The organism is Carboxylicivirga marina, assembly GCF_016612505.1.
Classification (GTDB): domain Bacteria; phylum Bacteroidota; class Bacteroidia; order Bacteroidales; family Marinilabiliaceae; genus Carboxylicivirga; species Carboxylicivirga marina.
Genome location: NZ_JAENRR010000003.1, coordinates 1 through 12,330 on the forward strand (window position 1 = coordinate 1; position 12,330 = coordinate 12,330).

Below are 12,330 nucleotides of genomic sequence, written 5' to 3' on the forward strand. Positions count from 1 at the left end.
GCTAAAAATAATACTGGAAATATACTTTAAAACTTATAGCATATCTCCAGTGTTTTTTAGTTCGTAAGGATTAACTAATTAAACTAACTTTTGAAATGATGAGAAATTTTAGTTTGACTTTATTGTTATTTGTCAATGTTCTAGCAGTTTTGTCTCAAGAACAAGTTATCTATAAGCAGGTAGATTCCATAAAACTGGGAATGGAGGTATTCCGGCCGAATAAAGAGAGTGTTGATGATTTATATCCTGCCATTGTTTTCTTTTTTGGTGGTGGGTGGCAAAGGGGTAGTTTAAATCAATTTAAAGCACATGCCAACTATCTTTCTCAAAGAGGGATGGTGTGCTTTTTGGTTGATTACAGAGTGAATAAGAGGCATCAAACGACACCTTTTGAATCGCTAAAGGATGCGAAGTCTGCCATTCGTTTTATACGAGCAAATGCTCGTAAATGGCATGTTAATCCTGAACAAATTGTAGCTGCTGGAGGTTCCGCGGGAGGTCATTTGGCTGCTGCTTCAGCATTGATTGACCATTATGACGATGTTTCAGATTCAATTTCCGTTAGCTGTAAACCGAATGCGTTGATATTTTTTAACCCGGTTATTGATAATGGACCCGGTGGCTATGGTTATGAGCGTATTGGGGATGCTTATAAGGACTTTTCACCACTTCATAATATTATAAAAGATGCACCTCCTACAATAATGTTTCTTGGAACAGAAGATCATTTAATACCTGTAGAAACTGTAAAATATTATCAAACGGTGATGGAAAAGGTGGGGAGCAGATGTGATTTATATCTTTATGATGGTGAAGGGCATGGTTTTTTTAACCGGAGCAACTTAAAATTTTACCAAGAAACGCTGGTAAAAGCTGATTCCTTCTTGATATCGATTAATTATCTTCAGAAGGAACCATACATTGAAATAAGATAATCAGGTATGTTACTTACTTACAAGTCAAATGTAAAGCCTTTATCTTTAAGTTTTTCGTAAATATTGAGATCAAACTTATAAAGATTTGCTGCCCGATGTGATACATTCTCTTGTTTTTTGCCCGTATCGTTTAGCAATTTCATTTTAAGTAACTTTCTTCTGAAGTTAGGTTTGTCAAATTTGGTCTCTAAAATGGCTTCGTATAACGATTGCAGTTGTAGTAAGGTAAATTCAAGTGGCAATAATTTGAATCCAATAGGCTCATGTCTGACTATCTGCTTCAACCTGTTTAATCCGAATTGTAAAATTTCTTGATGATCAAAAATCAATTCAGGGTGATTTTTAACCGGGAACCATTGAACTTCATAGACCGATTCGCTGGCTTCAACCTTTATGTCGCTGTATTTGACAAGTGAAAAGTATGTGATGGTGATAACCCGTTTCTTCGGATAGCGGTTTACATCTCCAAATGCCTTCAACTGTTCAAGGTATACATGATCAAGGCCGGTGTGTATTTTCAGAACCCGAGAAGCTGCCGCATCAATATTCTCATCATAATTGACATATCCGCCCGGCAAGGCCCATTCACCTCGGCTTTTACCTGCTGCCCATTTGAGTAATAAGGTGTGTAGTTCGTCATTATGAAATGAAAATATTATGCAGTCTATTGAAATATTACTAATCGCTTTTGTTCCTGTCATATCAGTACTTGTAAATAATTAGATCATTTGATAATAGTCAAAAATAGAATTATTTATTTGGATAATTCTTAAAAAGAAATTACACTTGTAGTCAAAATGACAAAAAGATGTATTCGTTGTGACTATAAGAGAATGCAAAAATAAAAGTTTAACAATAACTTCAAAATCTTTCAGAGAGATATATGTTTAGTCCACTACTTACAAGTAAAATAACAATGAAAAAAATCAACATTATTGGTGTAATTATTATACTAATATCCTGTTATGCGTGCCAAAGAAACAATGAGCAGTCTGCACAAAAAAAGAATGTGCTATTTATTGCTGTTGATGATTTGCGCTTGCAAGCTGGTGTTTATGGTAAAAATCAAATGAAAACACCTTCAATAGATCAATTAGGAGCTGAAGGTATTGTGTTTGATAAGGCCTACTGTGCGGTTCCAGTTTGCGGAGCATCAAGGGCTAGTTTAATGAGTGGATTAAGACCAACGCCATCTCGTTTTGTTAATTATTATACCAAAAAAGATAATGATGCTCCTAAGGTTCCTAGTATCGCCAAATGGTTTAAAGAGAAAGGGTATACAACTTTATCACGAGGTAAAATATATCATTTCTGGAAGGATGATACCTTGGCCTGGTCAGATACGCCGTACATACCACAAACGGGTGTTGGTTTTCAAAACTATTTGACAGAGGAATCTTTGAGTATTGTAAAGGCAAACCAGACTGCAGAGCAACCAAATCGTATTAAAGGACCGGCGTTTGAGTCTCCTGATGTGGCTGATAATGCCTATCCGGACGGATTGTTAACAGAACAGGTTGTAAAAGATTTAAAACATTTTGCCGAGAATGAAGAGCCATTTTTTCTGGCTGTTGGTTTCTGGAAACCACATTTACCTTTTAATGCACCTAAAAAGTATTGGGATTTATATGATGAATCCGATCTTAAATTAGCAGACAATCCGGAAATGCCAGAAGGAGCACCTGCACAAGCCCATCACAACTGGAACGAACTAAGAGGGATGTACACGGGTATTCCACAGGAAGGGCCTGTATCTGACGAATTAGCAAAAAAGCTCATCCACGGGTATTACGCATGTGTGAGTTATACAGACGCACAAATTGGTATGATACTAAAGGAGTTGAAACACTTAGGTTTAGATGAAAATACAGTGGTTGTGCTTTGGGGTGATCATGGATGGCACCTGGGCGATCATGGTCTGTGGTGTAAGCATTGTCATTTTGATAAAGTGCTTAATGCGCCACTCATTATAAAAGATCCTGAAATAAAGAGTGGTAAAACATCCTCGCTGGTTGAATTTATTGATATTTACCCGACACTTTGTGAATTATCAGGTATAGAACAGCCAACGCATTTAGATGGAAAAAGTCTTAAAAATGTCATGAAGGATCCTTCAGCTGTACATAAGGAAGCGGTGTTTGCCAGATATCACAATGGTGAATCTGTAAGAACGGATCAGTACTTATATACCCAGTGGTTAAATGATGGAAAAGTGGTAGCTGATATGCTGTATGATCATGCAAATGATCCGGATGAAAATATAAATGTATCCAAGGACCCTGCATATAGCGATGTAGTTAAAGAGTTAGCTGCCTTATTGGAAGAGAACCGAAATGCTTTGAATAAACAATAAATGCAAAGTTTTATGAGGATGTTTTTAAGGGTGATAGGTTTGTTGTGTTGGCTGGCTAGTATTATTTCTTGTCAGAATCCAGTCAATAGTAAAAATAACAAGCAGAAACCCAACGTCGTTTTTATTATATGTGATGATTTAAATGATGCCATTGGTGGTATTGGAATGGGGGGACACCCACAAGCCTTAACGCCGAATCTTGATAAGATGATAAACGAGGGGGTGAGCTTTAGTAATGCACAAAGCAACTGTCCGGTTTGTGGGCCATCTAGAGCAAGTTTGTGGAGTGGCCTTTATCCGCACTCAACAGGTTATTTCGGATATAAGCAACAACAGTATCACTGGCGAAACAATGAAGTTTTAAAGAACTCAGTGACTTTAGTTGAGCATTTGGCAGCAAATGATTACCAGGTGTATGGAACGGGGAAAATTCATCACAATGGGCATGAGGATTTTAGTGTCTTTAATAATAAGGATGGCTCTAACGGATTTGAAGTAGGCCCATCATTTGGTCCTTACCCATGGGACGGAGATCCGGCAAAAGCAGCTGTTAATATTAGAGGCGTTAAACACCCTGACTTACCTGAGGCTTATGAAAGTAATTCGTGCTGGGATAGTTTTGGACCCGTTAAGAATCTTTCTGAAACAATGAAAGGGAAAGGAACCTGGTTGTATAATCACGATGAAGAAGAATACAGGTACGTTAGTGAAGATGACCGCGATTTAATGCCTGATGAGCGATGCGTTGAATATGTAAAAGAAGTATTAGCGGATGAGCATAAAAATCCGTTTTTTCTGGCAGTTGGATTTAATCGCCCTCATTCGCCATGTTATGTTCCGGAAAAATATTTCGACATGTTTCCTTTGGAAACACTGGAGCTTGCGCCCTATCTTGTAAATGACTTGGCAGATTGTGCTCCTTCCTTATGGAAAACACTTGATGTGGGCATGGGAGCAACAGGCTTTCAAAAGTATGATAAACTCGATAAAGTAGGTAAAGACATGCTGTTGAGATGGACACAAGCCTATTTAGCTTGTGTGGCTTTTGTTGATGATCAGATAGGTCAAACCATTGAGGCGATTAAAAGCAGTCCATACGGAGACAATACAATCATTGTGGTAACTAGTGATCATGGATACCATATGGGCGAAAAGGAATATATTTTCAAAAATAGCCTTTGGGAAGAAAGTGCGCGGGTGCCTCTAATCTTTCAAGGTCCTGGCGTGGCAAAAGGGCAAAGTTGTGAAGTGCCTGTATCATTAATTGATATTTACCCGACAATGATTGATTTATGTGGGCTGCCAGGGGAGCCAAATGTGAATGGTAATCAGAAAAAGATTGACGGATATAGCCTTGTTCCATTGTTGTTAAACCCTGTAAAAGGCCAATGGAGTGGAAATGATTATGCCATTACCGCGATTGCTTCCTCTGAAGCATTAGCTAAAGATGAATCGGCTAAACCGGAAACACAACATTACTCCATTAGAACTAAAAAATATAGATATGTATTGTGCCGTAATGGAGAGGAAGAATTGTATGACCATTCGGGGGATCCTTATGAATGGAAAAATGTAGCAGGACAAGAGCAGTATATGGCTGACAAATTGAGACTAAAAGAGATAATCATCAATACATGTTATAAGAATAAGTAATGAAGAGGAAAATTGACATAGTTCTGTTCTTATGGCTTGGTTGTTTGCTCCAAAGCGCAGGGCAAAATAATAACAATGGCTTAGCTGAGCTTTTTCAGGATCACTTTAAAGTTGGTGCAGCCATAAGTAACCGACTTTATAATGCTCATAACAGTGACCTAGATACGATTGTCCGAAATAATTTCAATTCTGTTGTGGCGGTGAATTGTATGAAAAGTGAACGTATTCAGCCTGACGAAGGAGTTTTTGTATTTAAAGATGCAGATAGTTTCGTTAAGTATGGAGAGGCCAATGACATGTTCATTGTAGGCCATACGCTTGTTTGGCATTCTCAAGCACCTGATTGGTTTTTCGTTGATGAAGCTGGGAATAATGTATCGAGAGAGGTGCTTATAGACCGTATGGAAAAGCATATCAAAACCCTTGTAGGAAGGTATAAAGGGCGAGTACATGGCTGGGATGTCGTTAATGAAGCTGTGGTAAGCGAGGGAGATGGCTGGCGGCGAAGCAAGTGGTATGAAATCATCGGCGAAGAGTACGTGGAGCTAGCTTTTCAATTTGCACATGAAGCCGATCCTGATGCCGAATTATATTATAACGACTATAATCTTTATGTGCCAGCACGCCGGGAGGCAACGATAAAGGTGGTTAAGCGATTACTTGATAAAGGCATTCGTATAGATGGCATTGGCATGCAAGCACATTATTTACTTGATACTCCTCTTGAGCAAATTAAAACAAGTGTTGATGCATTTGCCAGTTTGGGGGTAAATGTATTGGTGACTGAATTGGATATTTCAGTGCTTCCGTTTCCAAATGAAAATGTGAGTGCGGATGTCGGACTTTCAATAGAATATAAGGAAAAATACGATCCATATAGGAACGGATTACCAAATGAGATGGAGCAAAAACTGAGGGATAAATACGTTGATCTGTTCAAAATATATATGAGCCAGAAAGCTGTTAGTCGGGTTACTTTCTGGGGTGTTAGCGATCGATATTCCTGGAAAAATAATTTTCCGGTGAAGAATAGAACGGATTATCCTCTATTGTGGGATCGTGAGTTTAAACCAAAAGTTGCCTTTCATGGCATATGTGATTTAATGAAGAAACAATAAGTAATTTTTCTGCAGGATGAGTATCAAACTGTTGGAATTGAGAATTATAATTTAAGAAATAAATTAATGACGAATAAATTATCCATAAGAGAGAAGGTGGCATATAGTCTGGGAGACCTGGCAGCTAACCTTGTTTTTCAAACATTAATGACTTACCTGGCCTATTTCTATACCGATATTTATGGATTGGAAACGAAGGATGCCTCTGCTGTCATATTAATTGTAGGTCTAGTTGCGGCCTTTGGGTTTAATCCTATTATGGGCGCCATTGCAGATAGAACTGCTACCAAATGGGGTAAATTCAGACCTTGGATACTCTGGACTGCTATTCCTCTGGGGGTGATAGCTTTATTGGCATTTAGCACCCCTGATTTTTCGTATAAAGGTAAATTGATTTATGCCGTCGTCACCTATACTTTACTCTTGCTTTTATATGCTGCCAATAACCTGCCTTATTCGGCTTTAAGCGGTGTGATTACAGGTGATATGAAAGAACGTAATAGCATTTCATCATATCGATTTGTAGCTGTTATGTTCGCCCAGTTTTTTGTGCAGGTTTTTATGTTGGCCATTATCGAGTCGGCAGGAGGTGGCGATAAAGCTTTGGGTATTGAAATAGTCATGACATGGTTGGCTGTCATAGGCACTGTGATGTTGTTAATTACGTTTATCTTTACACGTGAGCGAATTGTGCCTAAACCTGAGCAAAAATCAAGTGTGATTGAGGATTTGGCCGATCTGGTTAAAAATAAGCCATGGGTCATTATATTGGCTGTAACAACTTTGTTATTTATTACGCTTGCGATGAAGGGTGGGTCGTATGTGTATTATTTTCAGAACTATATCGATGCGGGAAGCCTCACTTTATTTATTCAGCCGATACTAAATTTCCTAACAGCAATTGGGCTTAATTTCTTTGGGGAGAATCCTGTGTCTGCTGGCTTTGGCTTATTCAATGCAGGCGGTATCATTTTTATGATAGTTGGTATTTCCTTGTCAAAACGATTTGCAGACAGGTATGGTAAACGAGATGTGTTTATAACAGCACTGTTTATTTCTACAATCTTTATTGTTTTGTTCTACTTCTTTAGTCCGGAGTCTATTGGTCTGATATTCATATCTCAGATACTCCATGGCTTTTTCTATGGACTTACCATTCCTCTATTGTGGGCCATGATTGCTGATGTAGCTGACTATTCAGAGTGGAAAAATAACCGCAGGGCAACAGCTATTATTTTCTCTGCCATGATGGTAGGCCTAAAAGGAGGATTAAGTATCGGAGGAGCCCTGGTCACATGGATTTTAGGATTATACGGATACTTAACAAAAGAGGCAATGTTTATGGGTGAAAATCTGATGCAACCAGATAGTGCTGTTCATGGAACCAAAATGTTAGTAAGCGTCTTTCCAGCCATTCCATTCTTTATAGCTATTGGCCTGCTTTTCTTTTATGAAATAAATAAAAGCACGGAAGTGATGATTGAAACAGAATTAAATGAACGAAGAAAGAACTAAAAAAATGAAACAAGATAAATACGATATACTTGAAGAAAAAGCAATTTCACAACCATTGGTTGAACATATATATACGGCGGACCCATCTGCACACGTTTTTAATGGTCGTTTGTATATTTACCCTTCACATGACATTGAAGCAGGTATTCCTTTTAATGATAACGGGGATCATTTTGATATGAGGGATTATCACGTTCTTTCCATGGATGAAATTGGAGGAGAAGTGACGGATCACGGTAATGTACTGGATGTAAAAGATATTCCATGGGCCGGCAGGCAATTATGGGATTCGGATGCAACTCATAAAGATGGCAAGTATTACCTGTACTTTCCGCTAAAGGACAAGAATGATATTTTCCGTATTGGTGTAGCCATCAGTGATAAGCCCGAAGGGCCATTTGTTCCAGAAGAAAGGCCTATTGATGGTAGTTACAGTATCGATCCGGCTGTGTTTGAAGATGAAGATGGCAGCCATTATATGTATTTTGGTGGTATATGGGGTGGACAGCTGCAACGCTATCGAAACAATAAAGCCCAGGAAGCAGGTTGTGAACCAGCCGACAAAGAACCAGCACTATGTCCTAAAGTAGTACGCCTAAGTGATAATATGCTTGAGTTTGGAGAGGAACCAAAAGATTTGGTTATTCTAGATCAGGAAGGTAATCCTTTACAAGCAGGAGACCACGAACGTCGCTTCTTTGAAGCCTCCTGGATGCATAAATATAAAGGGAAATACTATTTCTCATACTCAACAGGCAATACTCACAAAATATGTTATGCCACCGGAGATAATCCATATGGCCCATTCACCTATCAGGGTGTTATACTGGAGCCTGTTGTAGGGTGGACAACGCACCATTCAGTTGTTGAATTCAAAGGAAAGTGGTATTTATTTTATCATGACTGCATCCTGTCTAAAGGTGAAACACACCTGAGGTCTGTTAAATGTACTGAATTACAATATAATGATGAGGGGGACATTCAGACCATAAAACCCTATCTCGCTGCTGAAGAAATGAATATTTAATGGATAAATAAACCCGATTAGTTTAATTTAAATCAAATGCCTTATGAAAAAAATTACTTTTTTATTTATTGTTTCATTTTTATGTTTTTCGGCATATGCTCAGGAAAACCTATTGGAAACAGCAGGGAAGAATCCTTCATTAAATGCAAAAGATGCCAGTGATTTATCCCAGGGTTGTTGGTGGTGGAGTGGTTATCAGACAGGTTTGGGTGGCAATATGGTTGCAGCAACACCAGGTCAGGGGAATGATGATACTTCTTGCGGAAAGGTTGAGTTTAACGGAGCGTTGGATGCTTCAACCTTCAAATGGGGAGCTCAGCATCAATGGATCGATATCACAAGTGGGGTAGCACATACCTGTTCTTATTGGATTAAGTCCGATACTGATGCGAAAGTGATTGGGATTAGAGTTAATTATGATACTGATGGTGCCAGCAATTGGGAAGGCGCAACTGGTAAAGAAACAACCGTTGATATAGCAGATGGTTGGGTGTTTGATAGTTTTGTATTTCCGGCAGATGCGCAAGCTAATAATGGTAGCGCACCAACTGCCTTAAAGATTATTGCCTGTGGAGCCTCCACGACAGGAGCTTTCTATATTGACAATGTAAGTCTTTATGAAGGAACCGCAACCAGCATTAATAAAACAGAAGTTGAAAAGTTAAGAGTGTCAGTTGCACCTGATGGTTCAAAATTGGCTCTGTTTGGTGACTTAAATAGTGTAGTTGAAATTTATGGAGTAACTGGTTCATTATTGATTCAAACCAACGTTATTGGTCAAAACCCAATGGTTGATATTTCCGGATTAAACAGGGGTAATATTTATATAGCAAAAGTTGGCGATCAGATAGTGAAGTTTGTTAAGTAACTTCTTATTTATAAAATTGACATTTACCCCATAGTTGCTTTTTGGTTATAGTTGATTAAGTAGCTGTGGGGTATTTTATGATTAATAAGATGAAAGATAAGTTATTAATTGCCTTAAGTATATTGCTATGTTCTTCTTGTGCTCATTTAAAACAAAAAAGGGACTCACGTGAGAGCTTAAAGGAATCATATGAGCAAGCCTTTATAATTGGTACGGCAGTAAGTGAAGAGATTATTCTAAAAGATACTCTGTCTAAAAATATTGTTTTAAAACATTTTAATACTATTACTCCCGAGAATGTAATGAAAGCTGAGGTAATTAATCCTGAGCCAGGAGTTTATAATTTTAAACCTGCTGATGACTTTGTTGACTTTGGGCAAAAGAATCAAATGTTTATTGTGGGGCACACTCTTGTTTGGCACAACCAAACACCTGACTGGTTTTTTGGGAAAAAAGATGGATCAAAACGGGATAAGAAAGAGTTAGTGAGTCTGATAAAATCATATATCGATACTGTAGTGGGGCGATATAGAGGTCGTGTTCATGCCTGGGATGTTGTGAATGAAGTTATTGATGAAAATGGTGAATATCGATCAACAACTTGGGTTAATGGGATTGGTAATGGAGATGAACTTGTTGAATTGGCTTTTAAAAGTGCGCAAGAAACTGATCCTGATGCTGAATTATATTACAATGATTTTAATGTCTGGCGACCTGCAAAAAGGGATGGGATAGTCCGATTAGTAAGAATGTTGCAGAAAAAAGGAATCCGAATTGATGGAGTTGGAATGCAAGCGCACTGGGGACTTAACTATCCAAAAAACGAATATATAGAGGCGGCCATTGATACATTTGCTTCATTAGGGATTAAAGTAATGATCTCAGAACTGGATATAGATATTTTACCTTTAACAAAAGAGGGGCAGATAATTGGCAGATGTTTTACTGAAAAACAATTCCAGCTTGAAGAATTTGAAGACTTTCTAGATCCTTATAAAGAGGGAATTCCTGATGAAATAGAAAAGAAATTAACGAATCGATATACCGAACTTTTTCAAATATTTAATTCAAAGAGTGATAAAATCTCCAGAGTCACTTTTTGGGGGGTTCACGACGGTATGTCATGGAAAAATACATATCCAATTCCTAACCGAACAAACTACCCATTGCTTTTTAATAGAGATAAATCAGCCAAGCCTGTGGTAAGGAAATTAATAGAATTGGCTAATTAAGCATGTGTTGCTCTGAATAATTGAATCGTATTAGATAAATTATCGCTTCTATAATTTTATAAACATTAAAGTAAGCTTCGTAATCCCGGAAACGTTATTGAAGCATTCGGGAGACTGCACCAATGGTAGTCTCCTTTTTAAAGTCTAAATTATTGTACAATGTTAATTCATATTAAAGTATTTTTATTGGCATGCTTCATTTTAATAGTTGGTGCTGTCACTTTTAGTTGCTCGAATAGTAAAATAAAGACTACAAGTGAGCAATGGCAAAGTAAACCCAATATGATTTTCTATTTAGCTGATGATCAGGATGTATATGATTATGGTTGTTACGGGAATGAAAAAATTCATACGCCGGCAGTAGACAGATTGGCAAAAGAAGGGATGTTGTTTACAAATGCTTTTACCGGCCAGGCGATATGTGCACCCAGTCGTAGCCAATTATATACCGGTAATTATCCGCTGAAAAATGGTGTATTTATAAACCATATTCATGCAAAAAGCGATCAGGTTAGCGTTACGGCCTATCTTGGTTATTTAGGTTATGACGTTATTCTGGCTGGGAAAAGTCATGTTGGACCATCAAGTGTTTTTAACTGGACAAAAGAGTGGGAGCCAGTTCATAAAGAAGGTGTTCCAAGAAAATACCTCCCCTTTGATAGTATCGATAATTATTTGGCTAATGCCGATAAACCATTTTGTATGTTTATTACCTCAGAATATCCCCATGGTCCCTACTTTGATGTTATGCCAGAGGATATTGATAAGTATAAGTTTTATCCTCATACAGAAAAAGGAAAAGATAATCCAGTTTCATTAAAGCGCACTGCTGGCTACTACAGAAGTGTGGAAGAAGACAATAAGCAACTGGAGGAAGTGCTCGTCAAGGTAGATAAATATTTGGATGAGAATACGATGTTTATTTATAGTGCAGACCATGGAAGAAGTGGTAAGTTTACAGTTTATGATCGAGGGCTTAATATTCCGTTTATTGTTCGATGGCCAGGTGTTGTGAAGAAAAATAGCAGGTCTGATGCTTTGATTCATTATACCGATGTACTGCCGACATTTATAGATATGGCAGGTGGTCAAAAACCTGAAGGAATGGATGGCATAAGTTTCCTTGATATATTAAATGGGAATGATATAGACATTCATAAGTATGTGTATGGTGTCCAGACCAATCAGAATATTCAGAAAGATGCTGTTTTCCCGGCTCGTATGGTGCGCAGTAATAAATACAAGTATATCTGCAATTTCAATTCAATTGAGGTTGTGGAGAATAATCTGAGAGAGAATGAATTTGTGAATGCCTTCATAAAAAGAGGTGCAATGCAATTTAAGAATCATCCGTATGAAGAACTTTACGATATTGTAAACGATCCTTTTGAGCGGAATAATCTTGCGAAAGATGATGATTACAGGGAAATAAAAGATGAATTACGAACCGAGCTTTACATGTGGATGGCAGAACAAGGGGATTTCCTGGTTAAAGAAAACTACATGCCTCTGCTTAAACCAATCCACCATCACCTGGATCGAAGTTCTAAATTCAAACAAGTGCCCGCTGAATTAGAAAATACATTGAATGAGGAAGATTATTTGGAGTTACATTATTAAATGGCATAG

The 12,330-nt window shown here is 37.9% G+C and carries 10 protein-coding genes; 9 read left to right on the top strand and 1 reads right to left on the bottom strand.

Annotation, left to right across the window (positions count from 1 at the left end):
- The first annotated feature begins 95 nt into the window (after positions 1 to 95).
- Positions 96 to 935: an alpha/beta hydrolase gene (locus JIV24_RS01840; protein WP_200463296.1), complete on the top strand. Its 840-nt coding sequence runs from the start codon at positions 96 to 98 to the stop codon at positions 933 to 935.
- A 17-nt stretch (positions 936 to 952) separates the two neighbouring features.
- On the opposite strand, the gene JIV24_RS01845 is transcribed toward JIV24_RS01840, so the two are convergent.
- Complete coding sequence (locus JIV24_RS01845) at positions 953 to 1,636, bottom strand: NUDIX hydrolase (RefSeq protein WP_200463297.1); 684 nt, start codon at positions 1,634 to 1,636, stop codon at positions 953 to 955.
- A 215-nt stretch (positions 1,637 to 1,851) separates the two neighbouring features.
- Between JIV24_RS01845 and JIV24_RS01850 the strand changes: the two genes are divergently transcribed.
- The 8 genes from JIV24_RS01850 to JIV24_RS01885 all read left to right on the top strand — a co-directional run bounded on the left by JIV24_RS01850 (position 1,852) and on the right by JIV24_RS01885 (position 12,321).
- Positions 1,852 to 3,288, top strand: a complete 1,437-nt coding sequence (locus JIV24_RS01850) for a sulfatase (protein WP_200463298.1) — start codon at positions 1,852 to 1,854, stop codon at positions 3,286 to 3,288.
- Between the two features lie 12 nt (positions 3,289 to 3,300).
- Positions 3,301 to 4,941 (top strand): sulfatase, encoded by a 1,641-nt coding sequence (locus JIV24_RS01855; RefSeq protein ID WP_200463299.1) that lies wholly within the window; start codon positions 3,301 to 3,303, stop codon positions 4,939 to 4,941.
- Positions 4,941 to 6,059, top strand: a complete 1,119-nt coding sequence (locus tag JIV24_RS01860; protein WP_200463300.1) for an endo-1,4-beta-xylanase — start codon at positions 4,941 to 4,943, stop codon at positions 6,057 to 6,059. Before JIV24_RS01855 ends, JIV24_RS01860 begins: the two co-directional genes overlap by 1 nt.
- Before the next feature lie 66 nt (positions 6,060 to 6,125).
- Entirely contained in the window at positions 6,126 to 7,574 is a 1,449-nt protein-coding gene (locus JIV24_RS01865; protein WP_200463301.1) for an MFS transporter, read from the top strand.
- Positions 7,555 to 8,601 carry a glycoside hydrolase family 43 protein gene (locus JIV24_RS01870; RefSeq protein WP_234445670.1) on the top strand — a complete coding sequence of 349 codons (1,047 nt, stop codon included), beginning with the start codon at positions 7,555 to 7,557 and terminating at the stop codon, positions 8,599 to 8,601. The genes JIV24_RS01865 and JIV24_RS01870 overlap by 20 nt, the downstream gene beginning before the upstream one ends.
- A gap of 43 nt (positions 8,602 to 8,644) precedes the next feature.
- Positions 8,645 to 9,469, top strand: a complete 825-nt coding sequence (locus JIV24_RS01875) for a hypothetical protein (protein WP_200463303.1) — start codon at positions 8,645 to 8,647, stop codon at positions 9,467 to 9,469.
- 89 nt (positions 9,470 to 9,558) lie between these two features.
- On the top strand, positions 9,559 to 10,701 hold the full coding sequence (locus JIV24_RS01880; protein ID WP_200463304.1) for an endo-1,4-beta-xylanase: 1,143 nt from the start codon (positions 9,559 to 9,561) through the stop codon (positions 10,699 to 10,701).
- A gap of 159 nt (positions 10,702 to 10,860) precedes the next feature.
- A complete protein-coding gene (locus tag JIV24_RS01885) occupies positions 10,861 to 12,321 on the top strand; it encodes a sulfatase family protein (protein ID WP_200463305.1) in 1,461 nt (486 codons plus the stop codon).
- The last annotated feature ends 9 nt before the right edge of the window (positions 12,322 to 12,330 follow it).

Excerpts from the sequence above, each read along its gene's own strand:
- JIV24_RS01870 (WP_234445670.1), top strand. The coding sequence starts at position 7,555 with ATGAACGAAGAAAGAACTAAAAAAATGAAACAAGATAAATACGATATA.
- JIV24_RS01865 (WP_200463301.1), top strand. The coding sequence starts at position 6,126 with ATGACGAATAAATTATCCATAAGAGAGAAGGTGGCATATAGTCTGGGA.
- JIV24_RS01880 (WP_200463304.1), top strand. The coding sequence starts at position 9,559 with ATGAAAGATAAGTTATTAATTGCCTTAAGTATATTGCTATGTTCTTCT.
- JIV24_RS01855 (WP_200463299.1), top strand. The coding sequence starts at position 3,301 with ATGAGGATGTTTTTAAGGGTGATAGGTTTGTTGTGTTGGCTGGCTAGT.
- JIV24_RS01885 (WP_200463305.1), top strand. The coding sequence starts at position 10,861 with ATGTTAATTCATATTAAAGTATTTTTATTGGCATGCTTCATTTTAATA.
- JIV24_RS01840 (WP_200463296.1), top strand. The coding sequence starts at position 96 with ATGATGAGAAATTTTAGTTTGACTTTATTGTTATTTGTCAATGTTCTA.
- JIV24_RS01860 (WP_200463300.1), top strand. The coding sequence starts at position 4,941 with ATGAAGAGGAAAATTGACATAGTTCTGTTCTTATGGCTTGGTTGTTTG.
- JIV24_RS01850 (WP_200463298.1), top strand. The coding sequence starts at position 1,852 with ATGAAAAAAATCAACATTATTGGTGTAATTATTATACTAATATCCTGT.
- JIV24_RS01845 (WP_200463297.1), bottom strand. The coding sequence starts at position 1,636 with ATGACAGGAACAAAAGCGATTAGTAATATTTCAATAGACTGCATAATA.
- JIV24_RS01875 (WP_200463303.1), top strand. The coding sequence starts at position 8,645 with ATGAAAAAAATTACTTTTTTATTTATTGTTTCATTTTTATGTTTTTCG.